We start from the raw sequence: 25,391 nt of genomic DNA on the forward strand, positions 1-25,391 counted from the left end.
CTCCCCTACTTGGCCGCCATACGCAAGGCGCCGTCGAGACGAATCACCTCGCCGTTGAGCATGCTGTTCTCGATGATGTGTTTTACCAGCGCCGCATATTCCTCGGGCTTGCCCAGGCGTGGCGGAAAGGGCACGCCTGCAGCCAGCGATTCGCGCACGGCCTCGGTCATGCCTGCCATCATAGGCGTCTCGAAAATGCCTGGGGCAATGGTCATGACCCGAATGCCGTAGCGCGCCAGCTCGCGGGCTGCGGGCAATGTCATACTGGCGACTCCGCCTTTCGAGGCGGCATAAGCCACTTGGCCAATTTGCCCATCAAAGGCAGCGATCGATGCTGTATTGATGATGACGCCGCGCTCACCACCGGCTTCAGCCTCGCCCTGACTCATCGCTTCGGCCGCCAAACGCAGCATGTTGAAGCTGCCGATCAGATTGATGCCGATAATGCGACCAAAACTGTCCAACCCATGCACGCCACTCTTGCCCAGTATTTTTTCGCCCCCCACTACCCCGGCGCAGTTGACCAGTCCGTGAACGGTGCCAAATGCAGCCAGCGTAGCCGTTATGGCCGCGCGTGCCTGGGCTTCATCTGTGACCTCAGTAATGGCGCAACGTACCTGGGGCCCAAGCTCGTCGGCCTTGGCCTCGACACTGGGCGCATGCATGTCCACCAGCATGACATTCGCGCCTGCTTCAACCAGCATGGCCGCAGTAGCAGCACCCAGGCCGGAGCCAGCCCCGGTTACCACAAACGTCTTGTTTTCAATATCCATGCAATGCTCCTTACGCAGCAGATACGTGGGCAGCCTGCGCCTTGGCGATTTCCTGATTACGCAGGATGAAGCGCTGGACTTTGCCGCTGGGTGTCTTGGGAAGCTCCGCCACGAATTCAATTTCACGTGGGTAGGCATGGGCGGCCAGCCGTTTGCGGACGTACTGGCGCAGCTCCTCTGCAAGCTCCGGGGTGTCACAGTACTTGCCGTGAATAACGACGAAGGCCTTGATGATCTCGGTGCGCTCAGGATCAGGTTTACCGACCACAGCAGCCTCGATCACAGCCGGGTGCTCAATGAGCGCGCTTTCTACATCGAATGGACCGACGCGATACCCCGAAGTGGTAATGACGTCATCCGAGCGACCTACAAAACTGATACTGCCGTCATCGTTCAGCTCGACCGTATCGCCACTGAGGTAATACGAGCCGACGAAGGATTTGGTAGGTAACCCCAGGTAGCCGCCAAACCAGCACATGGGTGATTGCGAGAGATCCAGCGCCAGAATGCCGGGCTGACCTGCTGGCAGCTCTTGGGCATTGTCGTCTACCACAACGACGCGATGTCCAGGGCTGGCAAACCCTGCCGAGCCGGGCCGTACAGGATGCTCCAGCGCATGGTGATTACAGAGCACCATACCCAACTCGGTCTGCCCATAGTGATCATGAATGGTTGCATCCAGGTTTTGGGCGAACCAGCGGATAACTTCAGGATTAAGCGGCTCGCCCGCACTGCTGACGGCTCGGAGCCGCCCCTTCAGGCACTCCACCACACTGTCGCCGCCAGCAATCAGCATTCGGTAGGCCGTAGGCGAGCCGGCGAGGTTGGTAATGCCGTATTTACGAATGATGCGGCAGGTACTTTCTACCGAGAACGGACCGTCATAAAACGTTGTGGGATGCCCCAGTGCCAGTGGCCCGGTAACGGCATAGTACAGTCCGTAGGCCCAACCGGGATCGGCCACGTTCCAGAACGCATCTTCCGGGCGTAGATCAATGGCATCACTCATGTAACCCATAAAGGCCACAATAGCCTTAAGCGGCACAGCCAGAGATTTTGCCGGCCCGGTCGTGCCGGATGTAAACATGAGCAGGAAGGGATCATTGCCGGTACGCAAGACAGGTTCGAACTCGGCAGGGTACTTTTCCAGCTCGCTCCAGAAACTAAAATCGCCCCGCTCGATCCCTAGACCGCGCCGGCCACCTAACGTAACAATGGTCGGGCATTGGTCGACATCGCTCAACTTGCCACGGTTGGTACCATCAGTGACCACCAGCTTTGCCCCTGAGGCAAGCAGCCTATGTTCGATAGCCTTGGGGCCAAATGCTGTAAACAGTGGCTGATAGACTGCACCGGCACGCCAGGTGCCCAGGATTGTGATAAGCAGCTCCGGTGTACGCGGCATAAGGCCCGCCACCCGATCCCCCGGAGCAACGCCCTGAGCGACCAGAAAATGAGCGAACTGCGCGGCACGCTGCATGAGTTCGATAAAGGTCCAGGTTTCGCTGCTGCCATCCCGGCCCTCCCAAAACAGGGCGATTCGGCCCGGCAAGGCATGGCGATCGCAGCACTCGACACAGGCATTGAGCGCATCGAGCGTCCCGCTCAGTCGGCTGGCGATAGCTGAAGGGAAATCAAAGCTGGAATAAGCAGCCTGATAGTCCTGCATAGTCAGTTCCTCGGCTTGTTGTTATTGGAACGTCAGGAGCGTCCTCTTGACTGTATCGCGCCAGCGCTGGCTTGCAATGGTCAAAGCCTTCAATCTGCCTGAGCGGTTTGGACAATCAGGCAGAATCGGTCTGGGAGAGGATCAGGTTGCGATAATGGCCGGGGTTGGTTCCGGTCCACTTGCGAAAGGCCTTGTAGAAAGCGCTGATGTCAGCAAAGCCAAGTTGGCTGGCGATATCGGAATAGGTCATCAAGGGCTCGGCAAGCCAGTTAATGGCCAGCTCCCTGCGCACGGTATCCTTGATAGCCTGATAGGACTGGCCCTGCTCTGCCAGGCGACGGCGCAGGGTCGCCGGTGACATACACAGCGTCTGTGCCAGGGCTTCGCTTGTGGGCCACTGCTCCCCCGGCAGCGCCCTTAGCTGGATCTTTATGCGACTGGCCAGGCTGTCCGAGTCCCGGTATTTCTCAAGGATATTGCAAGGCGCCTCAGCCAGGAACCGCATAAGGTCTGCCTCGCTACGCCTAACCGGCACATCCAGCACATCAGCCGCAAAGATGATGCGTGTTCGGCCTTGGTTAAACCGCAGGTTATCCGAGAACATCACATTATAGTCGGCTGTAAACGCTGGCTCCGGGCAGCGTAGCTCAATGGCCAGGATCGGAATGCGGCGCCCGGCCAGCCAGCAAGCCAAGCCATGAACAATCATCCAATAGGTAAAATACGCAAACGCACGATTGGGTGCCCCTGCGGGCTCACGCAACACAATTTCAGCCAGACTTTGGCTGCGCACCAGTTCGCCGCGAAGGCGCTCGAAGGTAAGCCCCAGAAATGTCAGTCCATGAGTGAGCGCCGCACCTACCGTAGGCTGCGACAGACAAGCCCGGCAGAGAAATTCGAAACTGCCGGATCGCATGCCCCGAGGGTCCATACCAAAAAACTCATCATCGAAGCGTCGCGCAAGGCGCCGCCAGAGACGCCCATAAAAGGGAACCGACACACGCCCGTCCGGCTCCTGCAGGCAATCGGGTGCCAGTCCAATATCGCACAGGAGCTCTGCTTGGCTCATCCCACGTGCAGAGAAGGCCTGTAGGGCCTCCTCTACCAAGTGGGTCGAAATGGTGCCCTTGGGCACGACGGCACGGCGTGTCACGCCTTAGTCCTTGAGCGCGCGCAGGGGATGCTCCTGAATGGAAAAGGCAGGCTCAAAAAAGGCATCCAGCCAACCAGGATCCTCCGTTGCCAGCGGATCCGCGTGCCATTTAGGCTGGCGATCCTTGTCGATCAACAGCGCACGGATACCTTCCTGCAATTCGCCAAGCTGAGTACACCGCACAGAAAGGTCCAGCTCACTGCGCAGCGCCTCGGCCAGCGACCAGCGCTTGCTGCGCCTGAGCTGACGCAGCGTGATTGCAGCAGACGTAGGCGAGCCTTGAGCCAGTGTCTTGGCTGCCTTGGCTAGCCAGGGATGGTCCCCCCTGTAGGTCTTGATTTCAGCAAGCAGGGTTTTATCATCATCAAAATCGGTCAATGCCTGGATCGTATCAAAGAGCGGCTGCACGTTCGGCTCTGGCATCTGCGTCTGGCTCGCCTGTTCGTGCAGGCGTAGCACATGGCCAATCGAAGCATGATCGAGCACCCGACCCGGCATAGCCTGCAGGTCGGCAATGACCTGTTCACGTCGACCCGCTGCAACACAGCGATCAGCCAGCCCTACAAAGACAGCATCGCGTGCCATAAGCTGTGCGCCGGTAATCCCCAGGAACAGTCCGCAACGCCCAGGCATACGGTTGAGAAACCAGCTGGCGCCAACGTCAGGGTAGAGCCCGATGCTTACCTCTGGCATGGCAACACGGGTGCTCTCGCATACCACTCGGTGGGACGCTCCGGCCAACAGCCCAAGCCCTCCCCCCATAACATATCCAGCCCCCCAGGCAATCACAGGTTTGGGATAGTGATGAATGAAATGATCGAGCCGGTACTCCAGCGTAAAGTAATCGCCTGTTGCTTTACCCGGTCCGGCTTGACCTTCCTGCATGGCTTTGTAGAGCGCTACGATGTCGCCTCCTGCGCAAAAGGCTTTTTCGCCGGCACCCTCAAGCCACACTGCATCGATATCGTCTTGGTCAGCCCATTGCTTGAGCTGTTCTTCAAGCTGGATAGCCATGTCGAATGAAAGGGCGTTCAGACTGCCCGGTGCGTCTAGCGTCACGCGTCCGAGCCGCTTGCCAGAGGCCAATGGCAGCTCCGTTACCTGGATGCAGCGCTCACTCATGTAGGTACTCTCGTCTTGTTCTTATCGGTCGCCACATCTGCCAGCAGCAGACATGGCCATGAGAAATGCCTTACCAGATAAGCACATTCCACCCAGAGGAGACAATTAATCCTAACGGTGATAAGGGGTTAGCCGTCTGCCGATTAGCGGGGCTTTGTAAATGCGGAAAATTCACCTATAACTAACCCAGTCAGCAACCTACAGGATAAACCTCATGCATTTTCTCATCATGCAGGGCCAGTATGGTCACAAGCTGGTTAGCTATAGTGATGCTGTATTTGATTTAAAAGAAGTATTGATGGAGTTAAAAGAGAGGGATGCCGCCAACTCGCCGATGATCCTTGACGAAAAGCTTGTACAAAGCACTTATCTTTGCACCGAAACGGGCATGCCCGTACAAGAAATTGACGGTTATCTCATCCGGCTGGCTGAGCTGTAAGCAGGGCCCCATGGGGCTGACCGGAGAGGGTCGGGTTCTTATTGCCGTATTGCAGTGTAAGAACCGCCCTCCCCTACTCCGATCTTTCCCTGCATTACCGGCCAGTGCTACCAGCCGGTAACGTTGCCTTTATACCTTGAACTGATTAACCAGGCGGCGCTGCTGCTCGGCCAGCTGTGTCAGCTCTGCACTGGCGTGCGATGACTGATCCGCGCCATTGGCGACTTCAGTCGCAACCATCCCAATCACGGTAACGTTGCGGTTGATGTCTTCAGCCACGGCACTTTGCTCTTCCGCCGCTCCAGCAATGTGGATGTTCATCTCTGTGATGACGGAAACAGCTTCAGTGATCGCTGTCAGCGCCGCAGCGGCCTCGGCAGACTGCTGTACACTGGTTTCGGTCCTTGCCTGGCTAGCCTGCATGATCTGCACTACGTCCTGCGTACCGCTTTGCAGCTGCTGGATCATGGTCTGGATTTCATGAGTAGCCTGCTGCGTCTTGCCAGCCAGATTGCGCACTTCATCCGCTACCACGGCAAATCCACGGCCCTGTTCGCCCGCTCGCGCCGCCTCGATGGCTGCGTTGAGAGCCAGCAGGTTCGTCTGCTCGGCAATACCGCGAATACTCACAAGAATAGTCGTGATGTTTTCACTGTTCTTGGCCAACCCCTCTACACTGACGACAGCACGGTTGATCTCGGCAGCCAACGCAGAAATCGCATCGCTGGAGTTCTGTACGATCGTCCGTCCATGATTGGCTGATTGATCTGCATTTCCTGCCGCCTCAGCCGCCTGATTGGCACTGCGAGCAACCTCCTGAGCCGTCGCAGACATCTCCTGGATAGCCGTGGCTACCTGATCGATTTCAACCTGCTGCTTTTGTACGCCCTGCTGGGTATGGATGGCAATTTCCGCCGTATGCTCAGACGCATCGCTGACCTTTTGTACCGAGGAGACAACCTGGGTGATCATGCCCTGGAGTTTTGCCAGGAAGCGGTTGAACCCCTTGGCCATCGCACCCAACTCATCGGCACGGTTTTCATCAAGCCTGCGAGTCAGATCCCCTTCACCCTGAGCAATGTCCTCCAGCATCCACACCATCTGCTTTAAGGGTCGGGTAATACTGCGACTCACCAGCCACAGCGCACCGAGGCCTATAACCGCAATGGCCAAGCCTACCAACCCCATGCCAAAGGTATTCCGATCAGTCTGTGCCTTGATATCGGCATGGAGCTTAATGGCTTCCCCTAGTGCAGCCTGGATCGGCAACTGGATCATCAGCGTCCACTGGGCTGATGTCTGACCTACCTTGAATGGCAGAAACAACTCGATGTGGCCATGCGATTCATCGTAATCATAAAGCGGCTCTCCGACTTTAACCCGCTTCAGATTGCTGAGCTCGCTTTCATCCAGCAGTCCATTGATGGATTTACCTACCTGAGTCGCGTCCTTGGTGTACGCAATCACCGCACCATTACCGGCGATCAGGGCCATTTGCCCGGCGCCTTGATAAAGCGATTGATTAGCCTTGACCAAGGCATCCTGAATGAACCCAACAGACAGGTCGGCACCGGCAATGCCCTGGAATTTACCATTAGCCATGATAGGCGCGGTAAACGAAGTCATCAGGATAGGTTTGCCATCAACTTCGTAGGCGTACGGATCAACAGCACACAGCTGATGCGTTTCCTTGGGACACAGGTAGTATTCGCCTTCACGCACACCCGAATCCGAGCGTTTCTGGCTTTCCATGAATTGAAGGATGTCCTGCCCAAGTGCACCGCTGGCATTACGATACCAGTACGGCAGGAAGCGGCCGCCACTGTCGTGGCCGGGCTGTCCCATGAACTGGTGATCATCACCGGCAAACGCGTTTGGCTCCCAACCAATATAAGCGCCCAAAAGTGCAGGATGCTTGTCCGCCGCATCGCGCACAATTCGGTCTTGCTCGTCACGGGACAAGTGCACGCTCACGCCAGGATCGGCTGCGGACAATGCACTTAACTGTGCTAGGGACACTGCAACATTCAGTGGTTTTTCAAGATCATTCTGGATATGCATAACATTGGCGTCAGCCAGCGAGATCAACCGCTCCCTGATCACCTTTTCAAACAGCGCGTCCGTGCCCTTGTTCACCTGCGCCTGTGTGCGTGCACCGGTTACCAGCGTATACCCCACCAATGCAACGATGATGGCTAGGATACAGGCTCCGGCATACGCCATGATGGTGTATTGGAGGGATTTGAATTTCATGGTCTCTTTCCATGTCTGGTTTGCTATAGGCCTCTATCGGCGCAGACTGGGAAAGCTGAATTGCAGCTTGTCGGTTATGGTGACATCTGGCCGTACCTGCCCTGACTGGACCCAGCAGACAGAGCAGATACGTAAGGTGCTTAACTCGATGAGGAGAAATCGGTCAGCGGACGCGATAACCGGGGATCGTTGCGGTAAGCCAGCATCAGCGCAACCCCGACCATACCCATTACTGCACAGTACCCCACGCAAAACCACGGGCTGACCGGCATCAATGCAATCAGGATCAAGGGCGTCATGCTGCCCCAGATCGAATAGGCAATGTTATAGGTAAACGAAATGCCAGTAACACGGATGTTGGAGGGGAACAGTCCGATCATCACTGACGGCACAACGCCCACGATCCCACAGGCAAGGCCTGCAATGGCATAGCCCAACCACAGCGCTATCGCCTCGCTGACCAGACTCGTATAAAGAACAGCAATACCAGGCGCAAGAATAGCGCTGTATAACCCCATCGCGCGCCATGGCCCCATGCGGTCGGAAATACACCCGGCAATCACACAACCGATATTCAAGAATATGATGCCAATGCAGCTCATGCGGAATGCTGTACTGGTCGGGATGTGAAAGTACTGCTGCATAACGGTGGGCGTTACCACCACCAGGACGACCACGGCCGAGGTCAGTACACAGGTCAGGAGCGCTGCGGGCAACAAGGCGGTCCGGTGCTCCCGAAGAACGGTCGATAAGGGCAGGCTTGTCGACAATACCTTGCGAGCCTGCATTTCCATGAACACAGGTGTCTCATTCAGCCAACGCCGTAGCCATACCGCCAGCACGCCAAAAAAACCACCCAGAATAAACGGTATTCGCCATGCATAGGCATGGAGTTCATCTTGAGAGTAAAGGGACGACAATAGCGTTGCTGTCAGCGCGCCCAACAGGTAGCCAAAGGTCAGGCCCGCCTGAAGAATGCCCAGGGCATAACCTCGGTGATTGGCAGGAGCATGTTCGGCTACGAATACCCAGGCACTAGGCACCTCTCCTCCAACGGCAGCGCCTTGGAGAACCCTTAATAACAACAGAACCAACGGCGCGAAATAACCAATCTGCGCATAGGTAGGCATGACACCGATGAGCAGGCTCGGCAACGCCATGAGCAGAATGCTCAAGTTGAACATGCGCTTTCGACCCAGGCGATCGGCATAATGGGCCATGAGGATGCCACCTAGCGGGCGCGCCAGATACCCAGTGGCAAAGATGCCAAAGCTCTGCAACAGCCGCAGCCACTCAGGCATTTCGGGTGGAAAGAATAATTGGCTGAGTACCAACGCGAAAAAGACGAAAATGATGAAGTCGTATATTTCCAGCGCGCCGCCCAGAGCCGCCAGGCCCAGGGTCTTATAGTCCTGCCAGGATAACCGCCGAGCAGGTGTGTGAATATTGCTATGCATGTAAACGTGCCCGCTGTTTTCTTGCCCAAACATAAGGTGGCGCAGAATACAGGGAAGTCGCAGCCTTGTTACAGTGTAAACATATCCTTGAGCAGCGCTTGGTAAATCCCGGGCATTTGCCTCAAACCTTCGCCACAAGCCTGGTCTAATCCATACGCTCACCCAGACATAACCCACCCGCTTGAAGCCTCAGTCAGACATGTTTATGAAATACCTGTTCATCCTTGGCGCACGAGACCCGGAAATGATGCTGATCGAGACACTGGTGCTCAGGACGCGGCACCGGCTGGCCTATGCGCTGGCGGATGAGCGCCGGGTCTATGCCGGCAATGCCTACAAGGCAGACCGCACCTCCGTACGCCAGGGCGAACCCCATGGCCCCATCGTCTGGGTGGAATGTGGCCTTGCGGATCTCTCACAGCCGCGCGATATCGTGGTTGACCATCATCATGAAGGCGATCCGGGCTATGACATGCCGCCGGTACGTTATTGGGAAGGCTCCTCCCTGGGGCAGGTCTGCCGGCTGCTTGAGATCGAGTCGACGCCAGAGCTGCAACTGGCGGCTGCAGCCGATCATTGCCTGAGTGCAGCTTATCAAGGTCTGTGCCCCGACATTGATCCGGCTGACCTGCGTGAGTGGCGTATCGCATCCCGCTCAAACTGGCAGAAGGTCAACCCTGATCACTTACGGCTCACGATTGAACGCGCCATTGAGCAGGTCCAGGCACTCAAGCCTATCTTTATTGGCGGGCATGAATTCTTTGACGCCATGGACCATGACATTCCCGAACTCTCTGAGGCGTCTGCGATTCTAGGGCGTCCCGTCATGTACAGTATGCCCGAGCCTCGCAGCGGTCGTATTAAAGTGGGCGCCTTGAACGGCTCTCCAGACATGCTGAAGGCGTGGATGGATTGCGCGCGTAAGGTACTGGGGCTGGAGGACGTCTATGGCAACCCTATTCGCGGTTATGCCGGTGGGTATTTGCGTGGAGATATTTTGCAGCATGCATGAGGCATAGATCCCAACGCAGCGGTTTTTCACCCACGCATGCAGTCGCTACCGCAGATGAACGGTCCCATGACATACACGTTCTTAACGCCAAGACCTTAACGCATGCCTACCCCGCGAACCACGTCAGAACCTGCAGCTCCCCCTTCGACACCTACCGGCTTTGTCCGTGTCCGAGGCGCGCGTGAGCACAATCTCAAGAATATCGATGTCGACATTCCTCGCGACAGTCTGGTCGTCTTTACCGGCGTTTCCGGCTCCGGTAAATCGTCCCTCGCCTTTGGAACACTCTACGCCGAGGCGCAGCGCCGTTACTTCGAGTCAGTAGCGCCCTATGCGCGTCGCCTGATCGATCAGGTAGGCGTGCCGGATGTCGATTCCATTGAAGGGTTGCCACCTGCCGTGGCGCTTCAACAACAACGCGGCACCCCCAGCGCACGCTCCTCGGTAGGCAGTGTGACGACTCTGTCCAGCCTGATCCGCATGCTGTATTCACGCGTCGGCACCTACCCGCCCGATCAGCCGATGCTCTACGCGGAAGACTTTTCACCCAATACACCCCAGGGCGCCTGTCCTCAATGTCACGGGCTCGGACGAGTCTATGAAGTAACCGAGCAGTCAATGGTGCCAGACGATTCGCTGACCATTCGCGAACGGGCCATTGCCGCCTGGCCTACCGCTTGGCAGGGGCAGAACCTACGGGACATCCTGGTAACCCTGGGCTACGACGTAGACACGCCGTGGCGCGACCTCCCACAAAAGGACCGTGACTGGATTCTCTTCACCGAAGAGCAGCCAACGGTTCCGGTCTATGCAGGCCTCACCCCAGAGCAGACCCGGGAAGCGCTAAAACACAAGCGCGAGCCCAGCTATATGGGCACGTTTACCGGGGCTCGCCGCTATGTGCTGCATACTTTTACCCACTCTCAGAGCGCGTTGATGAAAAGGCGCGTCTCCCAATACATGGTGGGCAACCTGTGCCCGCTTTGTGAAGGCAAGCGCCTGAAGCGCGAGGCCTTAACCGTTACCTTTGCCGGATACGATATTGGCGAGCTGGCCCGCATGCCATTGCAGACCCTGGTCGATGTACTCAAGCCTGTTGCAGCGGATACGCTGGTACCTGAGCCATCCGCCACGGATAAACCCTTTACGAAGGAAGAGTCACGACGAGCCTTTGAGGCCCGCGCCAGCCAGGGTGGAGCCTCTCATGAAGCCACGCCGGATGTGCGCCGCACGCCTACGCTCTCGGAAGAGAAACGCATTGCAGCCCAACGTATCGCTCAGGATTTGCTGGAGCGCCTGACCACGCTGACCGAATTGGGGCTTGGATACCTTTCTCTGGAGCGCAGCACCCCAACGCTTTCTTCCGGTGAACTACAGCGTCTACGCCTTGCCACTCAGCTGAACTCCCAGCTCTTTGGGGTGATCTATGTGCTCGACGAACCCTCGGCAGGTCTGCATCCCGCCGATGGCGAAGCGCTGTTTACCGCACTGGATCAACTCAAGGCGGCCGGTAATTCCCTGTTCGTGGTCGAGCATGATCTGGAGACCATGCGCCGCGCGGACTGGCTGGTGGATGTAGGCCCCGCGGCCGGTGAGCATGGCGGAACGGTGCTGTACAGCGGCCCGCCTGCCGGGCTTGTCCATGTCGAAGCATCACAGACCCGACACTACCTCTTTGCCTCCTCACCCCCTTCTGCACCATCAGGCCGCCCCCATCGCACGCCCATGCATTGGCTGCGTTTGGCCGGTGTTACGCGTAATAACCTCAAGGACCTCAACGTTGCATTTCCGCTAGGCTGCTTTACCGCTGTTACCGGCATTTCAGGCTCTGGCAAATCGACACTGGTCAGCCAGGCGCTGCTGGAGCTGGTCAGCGAACAGTTGGGACGGCCTCTGGCTGAACGTGACGAAGACGAGTCACTTCTCGACGAGGAAGCCCCTCAGCCACTCTCGGGCCAGATCGTTGAGGGCATGGAGCATATCCGCCGTCTGGTCCAGGTGGATCAAAAGCCGATTGGCCGTACACCCCGCTCCAACCTTGCCACGTATACGGGCCTTTTTGATGGCATACGCAGGCTTTTTGCTGCCACACCTGAAGCCCGCAAACGACGGTATGACGCTGGCCGCTTTTCATTCAACGTTGCCAAGGGACGCTGCCCGACGTGTGAAGGCGAAGGCTTCGTCAGTGTAGAACTGCTATTTATGCCAAGCGTCTATGCGCCCTGCCCGACGTGCCACGGAGCTCGCTATAACGCCGAGACGCTTGAAATCACTTGGCGCGACAAGACCATTGCTGAAGTGCTCAACCTGACAGTGGACGATGCCTGTACGTTTTTTGCCGACGAAGCCGCGGTGCTTCGCCCATTGCACGTTTTGCGAGATATTGGACTTGGGTATCTCCGCCTGGGCCAGCCAGCCACAGAGCTGTCCGGCGGTGAGGCCCAGCGCATCAAGTTGGCCACCGAACTACAACGCGCTCAACGTGGCGCCACGCTGTATGTACTCGACGAGCCGACGACAGGTTTGCACCCTACCGACATTGATCGCCTGGTGCGCCAGCTCAACGGCTTGGTAGAGGCTGGTAATACGGTTGTCGTGGTAGAGCATGACATGCGCGTTGTGGCTCAAAGTGACTGGGTGATCGACATTGGGCCGGGAGCCGGCGATCAGGGCGGGCACATTGTGGCCAGTGGTACACCCGAGAACGTGGCTCAAGAGGCCAATAGCAAGACCGCACCATACCTACAAACAGTACTCGAGAGCTGACAGCGTTCGCACGCCAAGCGGCGTCTGGGAACAACAGGCCCGCTTGGCTGACAAACAGGAGCAGCTCTTTTGAAGGAATCAAAATGCCTCACGCAATCAACAAAGACACCAAGGTCTGCATGTCCCTGGCGGGGCGCCCTGGCAATACCGGTACACGCTTTCATAATCACCTGTATGAGGCTCTGGGCCTGAACTATCTCTACAAGGCCTTTACCACGACTGATCTTCCGGCCGCCATTGGTGGTATCCGTGCACTCGGTATTCGTGGCTGTGCCATCTCCATGCCGTTCAAGGAAGACTGCATCAAGCACCTCGACGGGCTTGATCCTTCCGCCGCCGTTATTGATTCGGTTAATACCATCGTGAACGATGACGGTACGCTGACCGGCTATAACACCGACTTTCTGGCCGTCGCCTCACTGCTTGAAACGCATAAGGTCTCGCCAGACCTGAGCCTTGCGCTGCGCGGCAGCGGTGGTATGGCAAAAGCAGTCGCCTTTGCGCTGCGCGAAGCAGGCTTCAAAAACGGTACCATTGTGGCACGTAATCCCACTGCCGGCCGAGCCCTGGCTGACGCCTGCGGCTACACCTGGGTCGATTCACTGACCGATCAACGACCTGAATTGATCATTAATGTCACGCCCATTGGCATGGCAGGAGGCCCCGAAGCTCAGGACCTGTCGTTTGCTGACGAGGTGATCCAGCAAGCTAAGGTAGTGTTTGATGTCGTGGCCATGCCTTCTGAAACCCCACTCATCAAGCGCGCCCGCGAGTTGGGCAAGCCTGTCATTACCGGAGCAGAAGTCGTTGCGCTTCAGGCACTGGAGCAGTTCGTGCTTTACACAGGCATTCGACCTGAACCTGAACAGGTCGAAGCGGCCGCCGCGTACTCGCGCGCGCAATAAATGATAAATCGCAGGGCTTTCTTCCATTACCGAAAGCCCTGTTAGCAGCCTTACACACTGTGGCTCGAAGCGGCCCACTGCCTCGCCTCTCCTACAAAAACCGGCACTCGCACGCGCAAGCCTAATGCATCCCTGAATCACTTACTGTCGTAGCGGACCACGGCTTCGCGCCTGAGTAACAACTAAACCGGTTTAAGCTTTTCCAGCATTAAGCCTTACCTATTATTCAATACATAGCTAACAATCGAATTCTGCTCATTAAAATCATTAAATATCAAAAATTAATAAATTAAATTCAAAAATTTTAATACAAACAAACATATCATTTTAATATTAAAAAAATACTAACTCCCTAGCGACAAACTCACCTTGCAATATATAAATTCCTTTCTTTAATAAACCTTACCTCACCACATAAAGAGACTGTCATATCAATGAAATTTATACTTTAAAGCATTCGGGAATGCATGCTTTCTCGCTGGCCGTTCAGACTGAATTTGCACTTGTTTTATGCGTATTAATTGGTTTTTACGAAGAGAAAAGCACATGGTCATATCAAATATTTTTTCTATCTTGAGAAAGGCGTCCAAGCTTCAGTTAGCAATAATATTGGTTGGAGCGTTAGGTTTTTTTAATAACCATGCAAAAGCTCAAAGTGCAGGATTCGAGCTTTTAGGGCTAAACATGTCAGGGGCCGGTTTTGCACCGCAAGTGTTACCTGGTGTTAATGAAAAGAACTATGTGTTTCCCTTAGAAAACTATTTTAAATACTGGAGTGGTCAAGGAATAAAGCTGATTCGCTTCCCTATCATTTGGGAACGACTTCAACCCACCCTTGGAGGGCCTCTTGACCAAGGGTACATCGCCTTGGTTGATAGAACCTTTGGTTATGCTCAAAAATACAACATGAAGATTATTTTAGATCTTCATAACTATGCGCGTTACCGAGGGCAAATCATTGGAACTTCTGCTGTTCCTTACACCCGCTATAAAGAAATAATGACACATATTGCAAAAAAGTGGAGCAGTCAACCGGCGCTGTATGCTTATGACATTATGAATGAGCCCAACGGAGCGCTGGCCTATTGGCCAACTGCTGCTCAATATGGGATTGACGGCGTACGGGTTATTGATAGAACAAGGCCCATTATTGTTGAAGGAAACGGCTGGGCCAGCGCAACCCGATGGCCAGAATGGAACGATTCCTTACTTAACCTGAAAGACCCCGCTAATAATATTGTCTATTCGGCCCATTCCTATTTTGATGAAAACGCAGGTGGAAACTACCAGGCGGTAGACGTCGGAAAACTGGACCCAATGTATGGGGTGGAGCGAGTAAGACCGTTTGTAGAATGGCTCAAGAAACATGGCAAGCGAGGCTACATTGGGGAATTTGGGGTGCCCGATAATGACCCGCGCTGGCTGACCATGATGGACAATATGCTCGCTTATCTAAAGCAGAACTGCATTCCAGCCACTTACTGGGCAGCAGGGCCAGGCTGGGGCAATTACTTTATGTCTGTGGAGCCTGTTGGCGGTAAGGAAAGACCGCAATGGGCAACGCTGAAGAAGTACATCAACAACACAAGCTGTTCAACGTTTGGTCCGCCTAAATAGCGCTGCGAAATGAAAGCTTGTTGCCTATGCCTGCGTGCGTCCGGCCAAGATAGAAGAGGCTTTTGCAAACGTTGTAAAAGCCTCCAAGGGCAGTAGAGCTCACCGATCACGCAGTAGACACCAGATACCTATAGGAGCGAAAGCGGATAATTGATGATCAACCTGTTTTCATCCATATTCCTGCCATAACTGCTCCGGTAGGTTGCATTTCGCCAGCGTATCGACAACCCTTTCAAGCCCTGCTGAACGACATACGTCACGTCTATATCACGTTCCCACTCATGGCCTCCTCCCACTTTATCCAGATGCGAGCCGTGGATATAACTCGTGAATAAACTGAGTCCCGGCAGACCCATCGGGGCAAAATCATAGCCATAGCGCACCTGCCAGCTCCGCTCACCTGCGGTGCCAAAGTCATGGTATTGCACGTAATTCGGCAGGTACGGATTGTTGATATAAGGAAAGCCGCTTGAGCCTTCCAGATGTTGATAAACCGCCGTAAAGCTATGGCCTTTCACACTGTACGTTACGGATCCGCTGTATACATCGTTCTCTATTTCTCCCACCCGCGCCGCACCTGTGTCACGGCTGAAAAAGGTCCGCAGATCGGCCTCTACGGTTCCTTCGCCCCATTTCTGGCGGTGAGTAAGCCCCAGAAAATGCTGCCGGTAGACATCCTGTAATTCGCCGTAGTAATAGCTGGCCGTCAGTGCTGGCGTGACAGTGTAACTGCCACCCCCATAACGGAAATAATCACCCTCACCTGTCGCACGGAAGCGACCCTCCTTGGTGGCTATCGTGATTTTTTGCAGATCGGTCGAGTCAGGGGTGGTGGTACGGTCGAACTGAGCAACGTTGAGCGAAAGCCCTGTGATTTCATTCGAGCTGATCTGCGTTCCCTGGTAAAACTGAGGAAACATTCGGCTACCGTTGAACTGAAGGACCGGAACCTTTGGCAAGGCAATTCCCTGACGCAGCACCGTCTTGGAATACTTGATTTTGGCCGCTATACCGCCCTTTGAATATTCCTCTGCCGCTTCTCCCGAGTTGGTCTTGGGCAGCAGGCCACTCCCTGTACGATCGGGACTGGAATCAAGCTTGAGTCCCCAAAAGCCCATCGCATCGAGGCCCAGACCTACCGTCCCCTCGGTAAATCCGGACTCGTACTGCAGCAAAAGCCCTTGAGCCCACTCAGCCCGCTTCGAAACACCAGCATCTTCCCGAAAGTCGCCGTTGTAGTAGAAGTTGCGGATATCGAGGCGGGCCTTGCTATCGCCTATAAAACCAGCAGCCCATAACGGTAAAGAGCAAAGCATGCCTAAGAGAAATACGGCATGGCGCAGGATATGAATCATTATTGTTTTCTCCAGGCGCAAGAGAGTACTGCCCGGCATAACCGGAAACCGGACAGAACGAAGATAAACGGCGGGGGTTTAGTGCTTGTGGTGGAGCTCCTGGGCCAGCTTGTCGCGGTCCAGTTCTTTCTCCCATGAGGACACTACGAGCGTAGCTACGCCGTTGCCGACCAAGTTTGTCATTGCAAGGCCCGTCCCCATGAAGCGGTGAATACCCAGGATCAACACCATGCCGGCCACTGGCACCACCGGAATCACCATCAAGGTACTGGTCAACATTACAAAAGCCGCGCCCGACACACCACTGGCACCTTTGGAAGTTAGCATCGCCACGATGACCAAGGTCAGCTGTTGGCTTAGGCTCAAATCGATGTTCAGGGCCTGTGCAATAAAGAGCACGGCCATGGTCAGGTAGATGTTGGTGCCGTCCAGGTTGAACGAATACCCCGTAGGTACAACTAACCCCACAACCGACTTGGAGCAACCCAGGCGCTCCATTTTTTCCATAATCTGCGGCAGTACCACCTCGGATGAGCTCGTGCCCAACACGACCAGCAACTCATCCTTGATATACGCTATAAAGCGCAGGATGCTGAAACCAGAGAGCCGTGCAACGCCTCCCAGCACCACGACAATGAACAGAACGCAGAGCAGATAGAAGCTGCCGATCAGTTTAAACAGGGGTAGCAGTGAGGCGGCGCCATAAGTACCAACCGTAAATGCAATAGCGCCGAACGCCCCAATGGCTGACAGCTTGGCAATGATATGCACAATGCGAAAGAACACACTCGACAAGCCTTCTATCATATCGTAGACCGGCTTGCCCTTCTCACCCATGGCCGACAGCGCACATCCAAAGAACACCGAAACCAGAAGAATGCACAGTACATTTCCTTCTGCAAATGCCTGGAAAAAGGTGGTAGGAATAATGCTCATCAAAAAGTCGACCATGTGCAGGTGCTTGGCCTTTTCTGCAAAGCCTGTAACCGCCGAGGCATCCAGTGTGCTGGGGTCGATATTGAATCCACCACCGGGATTGAACAAATGTCCGCCAATTAAGCCAATGATCAGGGAGAGGGTTGAAATGACTTCAAAGTAAAGCAAGGCCTTACCGCCTACCCGCCCTACTTTCTTCAGGTCCTGCATGCCGGCAATACCGATGACCACGGTACAGAATACGACCGGCCCAATAATCATCTTGATGAGCTTGATAAAGGCATCACCGAGCGGCTTGAGATCCGCTGCAAAGTCTGGCCAAAAATGCCCGACGACTACGCCGAGCAGGATGCCTACCAGTACTTGAACATACATGGCGCGGTAAAACGGTTGCTTGGTCTTGACGGTGGTTTGGGTTGACGCACCTACGGGGGTGGTCGCCTGCGAGAGAGGATTCATATAGGACTCCACTACCAGTCATTGTTGTTGGATTTGGTGTGGCGAAGGCGCTCTATCAGCGCCCATAAAGCGTCATGGGGTTATCTACCAGGAGTTTCTGGCGAAGCGCCGGGTCAGCGCAGAAGCGAAACATCAGGTCTACCAAACCGCCATCGTTGGGCATGTCACGGGTGATATTTGGATGCGGCCAGTCAGTCCCCCAGAGCACGCGATCAGGCGCATGTTCAATGAGCCGTTCGGCAAATGGAATGGCATCCTCGAAGGGTTTGCGTCCTGCTGAAACGCGCTCTGCACCACAGACCTTGACCCAGGCCAGCGGGTTTTCCATAAGCTCCAGCAGGGCTTTGAATGGTGCCTGATCAAGCCCCTCCTGAGCCTTGACGCGACCCATGTGGTCAATGATGAAAGGAACTCTGATACGCTCCAACCGATTGGCATAGGTGACGATATCCTGAGCATCCAAATGCAGTACCACATGCCAGCCCAGCGGTTCCAGACGCCCCAATACTTGATCAAATAGCTCCAGGTCGGGTGCACCACCCAAGTGGGCTACAAAGTTGAAGCGTACGCCGCGAATGCCGCCGGCATCCATTTCGGCCAATTGCGCATCGCTTTCACGGCCGTTGACAATGGCCACACCTCGATAGCGTCCTTCACTACGCGCGATAGCGTCAAGCATGGCCCGGTTATCGCTGCCATGGCAGCTCGCCTGTACGATCACAGCCCGGCTAATACCTAGAAAATCATGAAGATTACGTAAGGTTTCAAAGGGTGCATCCGGTGGCGTGTAGCTACGATCCGGAGCGTACGGGAATCGACTGGCTGGGCCAAACACATGGCAATGAGCGTCCCATGCACCTTCCGGCAGAGTATATTGCGGCTTGGTAGGCTGGGGATCAGGCGCTAGACAGCTTTTCATCACGTCTCCTCGTTCATTGTGATTATTCGAAGGGGATACGTGGATGCTGACAACTATCTCTTGAGGCAACAACAAAGCCTAGGTTCTAGCAGCTATGCAGGATTTGCATAACAGGTCAACGGCTATGCACGTGCTCACGCACCATCGCCAGCGTTTGGTCAGCCAATCGCGTCAGGGGCCGCTGCGCGGCGGTTGTAACAAACAGATGCGTATGAACAACCGGGTCGATAATGGCTGCCGAGCGCAGGCCTTCTGGTACATAAGGCCCGGACAACGCCGTACGGAACAGAATGCCGTAGCCCAACCCCAAGGCCACCAGCTCAAGCAGCGAAGGAATACCATCTATCTCAAGCGAGACATCCAGCTCGACAGAGTGGCGTGCAGCCTCGGACTCAACCAGGCGGCGCAGGGAATGGGGTTGGCTCGGAATGATCAAGGGATATCGTCCCAGCTCTTTCAGCGGAACTTCGTCTGGCAGGTTCGAAGATTTTGCACCCACCAGCACCAGCGGTTCCGAGTGCAAATGCTCATAACAGAGCTGGGCGTTCTGGGCCGGATTGAACAGCAGCGCGAAATCCAGTCGCCCTAACAGCAGCCACTCCCGTATTGAATGGGTCAGCCCTTCCTTAATGCCCAGCGCGCAGTGTGGAAAGCGCTCGCGAAAGGCTGTCACCAACCCTACAGTGTGGCAGCGTGCAATGCTCGGCGGCAGGCCGATGACCACCTTGCCCGACACGGTATCCCGCTGCTCACGCAACTCCTCTCGAGCCACCTGCACCAGCCGCAAAATGCCTTGCCCGTGCTCGAATAGCCTTAGTCCGGAAGCTGTCAGTGTCACACCGCGGCCATTGCGCAGCAGCAGATGCTCCTGCAATTCGACTTCTAGCTGACGTACCTGCCGGCTGACAACCGATTGGGACAAGCCAAGTACTGCCGCCGCCTTGGTAAAGCTACCGAATTCGGCAACACGTACAAAGCACTCCAATTGCTTGAGGTCCATGGGTACATGATCTCATTCGGCAAAAGTGCAGCAGCTTATCGCCTTTCTGCGGATCACAGTATCAATGTCTTTAGGACTTACCAGACCATACCGATGCCGGTATACAGACCATGCCCTCAAATAACAGCCGCGCAGTACGTAGCAGCCCACATCCGACCAGCTCACCCTGTCGGCGATGAAGTTCGACAGTAAATTCGCCTGTGGGATGTTCAACAGAGAGCCGCAACGAGTCGCCCTGCTCTACCCGGGCCAGCCCATCGGCCACCGAACCTTCAATCAGACAGGCTGAGGCCACACTCACTGCACCGAAGACGCCAATGGAAGCGTGGCAGCGATGGGGAATAAAGGTTCGACTGCTGATAGCTCCACCCGCCTGAGGTTCGGCAATCAGACACATTTTAGGAACTGTACGCTGGGTAACATCCCCCAGGTTCATACGCGGCCCGGCCTGAAGACGAATCGATTCGATCCTGGCCTTAAGCTCGGTATCGGCATCCAGCTGCTCACGCGTCTCATAACCGGTACGACCCAGATCGGCCGCTCGAAGCAGCACTACCGGCATGCCATTATCGATACAGGTCACCTCAATCCCATCAAACGTGTCGCACACGTTTCCGGTCGGTAACAGCGCACCACAACTAGAGCCTGCAATATCTTCGAATTCAACAATCAGCGGAGCGGCCGTACCCGGTACGCCATCAATGCAGGCATCGCCTTCATACTGCACCTCACCGTTTGGCGTAAGTACATTCGCAACGGCAATCTGACCGGTGTTTTCCATAAAGATACGAACTTGCGTCGTATCTTCCAGCACAGGAACCAGTCCTTGTTCTATAGCAAACGGGCCAACACCTGCCAAGATATTGCCACAGTTCTGCCCATAGTCGACTCGCGCTTCCTCTACCAGTACCTGAGCGAACAGGTAGTCCACATCGACATCCAGTCGCTCGGAGCGCTTGATGATTGCCACCTTGCTGGTCAATGAGTCCGCGCCACCAATGCCATCGATCTGGCGCTTGTCGGGCGAGCCCATAACGGCCAGTAGGACCTTTTCCCGTAGTGCTTCATCGGCAGGAAGATCAGTGGCGAGAAAGTATGCCCCTTTGGATGTACCGCCGCGTATCATCAGGCAAGGAATGCGAATCTGTCCCATGGTTCAGCTCTCCAGCTCGTCCAGACTATCGACATACCGAAGTCCTTTTTCGGCCAGACGAGGACGCATGTTGTAGATGTCGAGCCCTAATTTGCCGTTAGCCAGTCGAACCCGCTTCTGCTCCTCGGCATCGGCCCGTGTGCGGCTGGACTCTACAACGGCCTGTACTTCAGCGCGCCGAACCACCACGACGCCATCGTCATCGGCTACGATAACATCACCGGGATTGATCAGCTGGCCGGCACAAATCACCGGAATGTTGACCGAGCCGAGCGTTTCCTTGACCGTACCCTGGGCATAGACCGCTTTCGACCACACGGCAAAGCCCATCTCCCGCAGCGTGCGGCTATCGCGCACACCTGCATCGACCACCAGCCCACGCACGCCGCGTGCTTTGAGCGAGGTCGCCAGCAGGTCACCAAAGTAGCCATCGTGGCACGGTGAACTGGGTGCTACGACCAGAATATCGCCCGGCTGGCACTGTTCTACGGCAACATGGAACATCCAGTTGTCCCCCGGTGCTACCAGTACGGTTACAGCCGAACCGCTGATGCCATGATCCTGCTGGATCGGACGAATATCTGGAGCCAGCAGTCCTTTGCGACCCTGAGCTTCATGCACGGTGGCCACGCCATACTGGCCCAGCTCATCAATCAGCCCTGCCTCAGCCCGTGCAACGGTACGCACCACAATGCCGGTCTTGCCGATCAACTTGCTCATCCCAGATTCTCCGTCACACGCGGGAAAATGCTCTGGTAGCCCTCACCGTAAATGATGTTCTTACTGGAAGTAATGCCTACGTTGCGCTTGGCTTGGACGCCGCGCTGCAGCGCTACACGGGTGTAGTACTCCCACAAATGCTCTTGGCCGGCCATGCACTGAATAGCGGCATACTTCTTGTCCCACACGTCGGTAATGTCCAGCAGTACGTCCGGCCGCCATTCGCATTGTTCAGGCTGGTGCGGCTCGAAGCAATAGACGGGCGGCGCACCGACAATTTTCTCGCCCGGCTTGTAGCCTTCTGCCTGAGCGATGATGCGCGCTTCCTGTGCCAGGTGCGTAGCCAGTGGATGATCGTAGTTGTAGGGGTCTTTCAGCGAGTGACTAAGCACGAATTCCGGTTGTATGCGGCGGAACACATCGGCCAGACGAAACAGCGTTTCCTTGTCGGCACGCATAGGGTAATCACCAATATCGAAAAACTCGACAGTGGCACCCAGTATCTCAGCAGCCGCCTGGGCCTCTTCACGGCGTGCCGCCTTGACCTTCTCTTCGGTCATCTCGCCTTTGCGCCAGAGTTTGGCCGACTCGCCCCGCTCACCAAAAGACAAGCAGACGACATGCACGTCATAACCCTGCTTGGCATGCAGGGCGATGGCGCCACCTGCACGCCAGACGAAATCAGCGGAATGGGCGCTGACGACCAGAGCGGTTTTCTTGTTGGAATCGATCATGTCCAGGCTCCTCATGTTTTAGAGGAGAGTCGCACGACTGATCCTGAGCGAATATTGCGTTCAGCTAGAGCAGGTATACCTTTTACTTATCGACATACCACGCGCATGATGCAGACATGTACCCTGCCAAGAGAGCACCATGACTGCCGAACTTCCCAATCTGATGCAGATACGCGCGTTTGTCCGGGTGGCGGACCACGGCAGTGTTTCCAAGGCGTCCGAAGTGCTGTACCGCGCGCAGTCGGTTGTCACACGATCTATTCGGGACCTCGAAGAGCGGCTTACCATTGCATTGTTCGAGCGGCATGCCAATGGAATGCGGCTAACCGATTATGGCGCTCGCATCCTCTCTCGTGCACGACAGGCACTGGCTGAGCTGGAAACAGTACCCCGCTTGCTGGGTACCCATCCAGGCGCGATCACTGAACCCCTTTATCTGATGCATACCCGGCGTCTGGAAGTGTTTGTCAAGCTGTGTGAAACCCACCATATGCAGACGGTAGCTACCCTCTTCGGTCTGACCCAACCTGCTGTCAGTGCTGCACTCAAGGTATTGGAGGGTGGTTGCGGCCAGACGTTATTCGAGCGTACGGCCAAAGGCCTTCAGCCTACACGAGCGAGCCTGGATATTGTCCTGCCGATTCGTCGGGCATTGAATGAGCTGCGCCATATCGATGCCGACATCGCCGCCCTACGCGGCTCGCTCCAGGGAGCCGTCATGGTGGGTGCATTACCCTTGGGGCGAACCCGGCTATTGCCCGAAGCCATTGTGCGCCTCGTCTCTGCATACCCTCAGATTCGTGTGGCGACTAATGAAAGTGCTTTTGACCTGCTAGCTACCGACCTGAGGGCTGGTGACATTGACTTTGTGCTGGGCGCCCTGCGTCCCTCCGACTATGCCAGCGACTTGTCGGGTGAAACGCTGCTGACTGAAGAGCTGGTAGTACTGGTACGCCGGGGCCATCCATTACTGGATCAAGGGGTAAATACCAATGACCTTATCCATGCTCGCTGGGTGCTGCCCCGTGCAGGCTCGCCGGCCCGCAACCAGCTCGATGCCTTCTTTAGCGAGCTGGGTACGGAAACGCCACTACCGGTAGTTGAAACGGGGGATCTGGCGATTATCCGTGGGCTGCTCGTACGCTCTGATATGTTGGCTGTCGTTTCAGCCCATCAACTTGAATACGAGATCGCCTCAGGCGAATTACAGCGCCTCCCCTTGCGGCTTCGCCATACCACCCGTGCGATAGGGCTGATCTACCGCACCGGTGGACTGCACTCACCTGCAGCCAAAGCGTTGATGGAAAAGATCCGTGAAGTAGCTCTGGAGCGTTTGGACGCCTGACGTTACTAGATGCAGGCGCTTTGTAAGCCAGCCTAGACCGCACCTACTTTGCCAATAACGCTGTCAGGGATGGTTTTGATCAGCACCTTGACGCAAAACAGTGGTGAAGGACTGTCTGCGATGGATGCTACTACTGCCTTGTATTTGGCAGGAATCTGGTCAAGGCATCGCTTGGCCGTTCGTGTTACGGCCTCGTTAGAATCGTGTATTTCGGCAGCAAGTGCCAGGGCGAGAAGTGCTTCCAGAAACGTCATGACACCAGACTGCCAATGGACTATCGCCATTAGTGAATGGACGCAGCGACAGGCACTGCGCCCTGGTTGGAGTTATTTCTTTCCAGCAACCGAGTACAGCACCTGCTGATTACGCGTTTTCTGGAACTCTTCCAGTGATTGGCCACGCATGGCTGAATAGATGTGCAGGTTGGATACCCCTACCACCGCACCGAGCTTTTCCAGCAGGAAGAAAATCACACCGTAGTGAATCAACCCACGCCAATCGCGGCGTCGGATCAGGTCGCGTTCTTCGTCAGTTAGGCCGGCTTCCTCAAATATGGCTTCTGGTTCCTCCAGAAAACGCTCACGCCAGGCCGGAATGATCATGCCATGCAGAAATTTGTTCAGCCGATACCCTTTGGCACTGCGCTCCAGCGTAAACGGGTATGTGCCCTCCAGCTGTTCTACACCGGCCAACTGATGGTTCATGTGTTCGCGGTGGCGGGCTTGTACGTCGATGGGTAATGGCCGTGCCTGGTTTTCCAGGAGCAGCGTCGCGATCCCGGTCATCGAAGGCAGGTAATAATCTTGGTGAATCAGCTTTACATTGGATGAGAGTGCACCACGCATGATCAGCCAAGTAATGACCTCCGACCCCTCAAGTCCACCCAGCGTTGCGTATTCGGCAATAGTCATCTCGGTAAGACGCGCGGGGTCGTTGACAAAGAGATCAACAAACTGGGTGTCCCATTCAGGATTATTGAAGCCGCACCGCTCACCATGGACCTGATGGGACACACCACCCGTGGCAGCAATGACTACCTTCAGATCCTCGGGATAGCTCTCGATCGCCCGGCGCAGGGCTTGCCCCAGGTTATAGCAGCGCTTGGCACTCGGGATCGGAAACTGCAACACACCGACCTGCAGAGGCACTACGTCTACTGGCCATTTGGGCTCGAACGGCAGCAGCGCAGACATGGGCGAGAACAGACCATGATCGATCGGTTTGTCACGAAAGAACGACATGTCGAACTCATCAGCCATGAGACTGGCCCCGATATGCCGGGCCAGCGCCGCATGCCCACCAATGGCAGGCAGCCCACGTACGCCACCGCCCTCGTCTGCCACACCATAGTGATCGTCCACGCCCAGGGCGAAGGCCGAATAGTGATCGAAGAAGAACGAGGTGATGTGATCGTTGAAGATATAGAACAGCACATCAGGCTGCTTGTCCTTAAGCCACTCCTTCATCGGCTCGAAGCTCTTGAAGATGGGTGCCCAAGCGGCCTCCTCCTGCTTGTTGTGGTCGACTGCAAAGCCGATCGTAGGCGTGTGCGAGACGGCCAGGCCCCCGATAATACATGCCATATGAATAATCCTTAATGAATG

Annotated in this window: 21 protein-coding genes and 1 pseudogene; 6 read left to right on the forward strand and 16 right to left on the reverse strand. The window is 55.7% G+C overall.

Annotated elements, in window-relative coordinates:
- Positions 1–5: 5 nt before the first annotated feature.
- From IEX86_RS05055 to IEX86_RS05070, 4 genes are all read right to left on the reverse strand, one after another.
- Positions 6–773, reverse strand: coding sequence for an SDR family NAD(P)-dependent oxidoreductase (locus tag IEX86_RS05055; protein ID WP_188865036.1), 768 nt, complete (start codon positions 771–773; stop codon positions 6–8).
- Between the two features lie 10 nt (positions 774–783).
- Positions 784–2,442 carry an AMP-binding protein gene (locus IEX86_RS05060; RefSeq protein ID WP_188865037.1) on the reverse strand — a complete coding sequence of 553 codons (1,659 nt, stop codon included), beginning with the start codon at positions 2,440–2,442 and terminating at the stop codon, positions 784–786.
- Between the two features lie 115 nt (positions 2,443–2,557).
- A complete protein-coding gene (locus tag IEX86_RS05065; protein ID WP_188865330.1) occupies positions 2,558–3,511 on the reverse strand; it encodes an AraC family transcriptional regulator in 954 nt (317 codons plus the stop codon).
- 87 nt (positions 3,512–3,598) lie between these two features.
- Entirely contained in the window at positions 3,599–4,717 is a 1,119-nt protein-coding gene (locus IEX86_RS05070; RefSeq protein ID WP_188865038.1) for an enoyl-CoA hydratase/isomerase family protein, read from the reverse strand.
- 214 nt (positions 4,718–4,931) lie between these two features.
- On the opposite strand from IEX86_RS05070, the gene IEX86_RS05075 reads away from it, so the two are divergent.
- A complete protein-coding gene (locus tag IEX86_RS05075) occupies positions 4,932–5,156 on the forward strand; it encodes a hypothetical protein (protein ID WP_188865039.1) in 225 nt (74 codons plus the stop codon).
- A 129-nt stretch (positions 5,157–5,285) separates the two neighbouring features.
- Here IEX86_RS05075 and IEX86_RS25575 read toward each other — a convergent pair whose 3' ends face one another.
- The 3 genes and pseudogenes from IEX86_RS25575 to IEX86_RS05085 form a co-directional block, all read right to left on the reverse strand.
- Positions 5,286–6,170 (reverse strand): methyl-accepting chemotaxis protein, encoded by an 885-nt coding sequence (locus IEX86_RS25575; RefSeq protein WP_373290402.1) that lies wholly within the window; start codon positions 6,168–6,170, stop codon positions 5,286–5,288.
- Positions 6,144–7,409: pseudogene (locus IEX86_RS25580) on the reverse strand (methyl-accepting chemotaxis protein); the annotation flags it as partial. The pseudogene IEX86_RS25580 and the gene IEX86_RS25575, both read right to left, overlap by 27 nt.
- Positions 7,410–7,549: 140 nt before the next feature.
- Positions 7,550–8,866, reverse strand: a complete 1,317-nt coding sequence (locus IEX86_RS05085) for an MFS transporter (RefSeq protein ID WP_188865041.1) — start codon at positions 8,864–8,866, stop codon at positions 7,550–7,552.
- Between the two features lie 205 nt (positions 8,867–9,071).
- Here IEX86_RS05085 and IEX86_RS05090 point away from each other — a divergent pair, with 205 nt between their 5' ends.
- The 4 genes from IEX86_RS05090 (at position 9,072) to IEX86_RS05105 (ending at position 15,166) form a co-directional block, all read left to right on the forward strand.
- Positions 9,072–9,878, forward strand: coding sequence for a hypothetical protein (locus tag IEX86_RS05090; protein ID WP_229685255.1), 807 nt, complete (start codon positions 9,072–9,074; stop codon positions 9,876–9,878).
- A gap of 102 nt (positions 9,879–9,980) precedes the next feature.
- Entirely contained in the window at positions 9,981–12,644 is a 2,664-nt protein-coding gene (gene uvrA, locus IEX86_RS05095) for an excinuclease ABC subunit UvrA (RefSeq protein ID WP_188865043.1), read from the forward strand.
- A gap of 83 nt (positions 12,645–12,727) precedes the next feature.
- On the forward strand, positions 12,728–13,549 hold the full coding sequence (locus IEX86_RS05100; protein WP_188865044.1) for a shikimate 5-dehydrogenase: 822 nt from the start codon (positions 12,728–12,730) through the stop codon (positions 13,547–13,549).
- 510 nt (positions 13,550–14,059) lie between these two features.
- Positions 14,060–15,166: a glycoside hydrolase family 5 protein gene (locus tag IEX86_RS05105; protein ID WP_373290393.1), complete on the forward strand. Its 1,107-nt coding sequence runs from the start codon at positions 14,060–14,062 to the stop codon at positions 15,164–15,166.
- 128 nt (positions 15,167–15,294) lie between these two features.
- Here the strand turns inward: IEX86_RS05105 and IEX86_RS05110 are convergent, their stop codons facing one another.
- From IEX86_RS05110 to galB, 7 genes are all read right to left on the reverse strand, one after another.
- Complete coding sequence (locus IEX86_RS05110; protein WP_188865045.1) at positions 15,295–16,521, reverse strand: OprD family porin; 1,227 nt, start codon at positions 16,519–16,521, stop codon at positions 15,295–15,297.
- Between the two features lie 78 nt (positions 16,522–16,599).
- Positions 16,600–17,916 carry a dicarboxylate/amino acid:cation symporter gene (locus tag IEX86_RS05115; protein ID WP_188865046.1) on the reverse strand — a complete coding sequence of 439 codons (1,317 nt, stop codon included), beginning with the start codon at positions 17,914–17,916 and terminating at the stop codon, positions 16,600–16,602.
- A gap of 55 nt (positions 17,917–17,971) precedes the next feature.
- Positions 17,972–18,835, reverse strand: coding sequence for an amidohydrolase family protein (locus tag IEX86_RS05120; RefSeq protein ID WP_188865047.1), 864 nt, complete (start codon positions 18,833–18,835; stop codon positions 17,972–17,974).
- Between the two features lie 115 nt (positions 18,836–18,950).
- Complete coding sequence (locus IEX86_RS05125) at positions 18,951–19,835, reverse strand: LysR family transcriptional regulator (protein ID WP_188865048.1); 885 nt, start codon at positions 19,833–19,835, stop codon at positions 18,951–18,953.
- Positions 19,836–19,905: 70 nt separating this feature from the next.
- On the reverse strand, positions 19,906–20,988 hold the full coding sequence (locus tag IEX86_RS05130; protein WP_188865049.1) for a 4-oxalomesaconate tautomerase: 1,083 nt from the start codon (positions 20,986–20,988) through the stop codon (positions 19,906–19,908).
- Positions 20,989–20,991: 3 nt separating this feature from the next.
- Positions 20,992–21,708, reverse strand: a complete 717-nt coding sequence (locus IEX86_RS05135; protein ID WP_188865050.1) for a 4-carboxy-4-hydroxy-2-oxoadipate aldolase/oxaloacetate decarboxylase — start codon at positions 21,706–21,708, stop codon at positions 20,992–20,994.
- Entirely contained in the window at positions 21,705–22,442 is a 738-nt protein-coding gene (gene galB, locus IEX86_RS05140; protein WP_188865051.1) for a 4-oxalmesaconate hydratase, read from the reverse strand. The genes IEX86_RS05135 and galB overlap by 4 nt, the downstream gene beginning before the upstream one ends.
- Positions 22,443–22,581: 139 nt before the next feature.
- Between galB and IEX86_RS05145 the strand changes: the two genes are divergently transcribed.
- On the forward strand, positions 22,582–23,787 hold the full coding sequence (locus IEX86_RS05145) for a LysR family transcriptional regulator (RefSeq protein ID WP_188865052.1): 1,206 nt from the start codon (positions 22,582–22,584) through the stop codon (positions 23,785–23,787).
- Between the two features lie 32 nt (positions 23,788–23,819).
- Here the strand turns inward: IEX86_RS05145 and IEX86_RS05150 are convergent, their stop codons facing one another.
- Together IEX86_RS05150 and IEX86_RS05155 are read right to left on the reverse strand one after the other, a co-directional pair.
- Positions 23,820–24,041 (reverse strand): DUF7740 domain-containing protein, encoded by a 222-nt coding sequence (locus IEX86_RS05150; protein ID WP_010798212.1) that lies wholly within the window; start codon positions 24,039–24,041, stop codon positions 23,820–23,822.
- A gap of 72 nt (positions 24,042–24,113) precedes the next feature.
- Positions 24,114–25,370: a gallate dioxygenase gene (locus IEX86_RS05155; protein ID WP_188865053.1), complete on the reverse strand. Its 1,257-nt coding sequence runs from the start codon at positions 25,368–25,370 to the stop codon at positions 24,114–24,116.
- Positions 25,371–25,391 lie beyond the last annotated feature (21 nt).

It is taken from the genome of Pseudomonas asuensis (assembly GCF_014646755.1).
Taxonomy (GTDB): Bacteria; Pseudomonadota; Gammaproteobacteria; order Pseudomonadales; family Pseudomonadaceae; genus Chryseomonas; species Chryseomonas asuensis.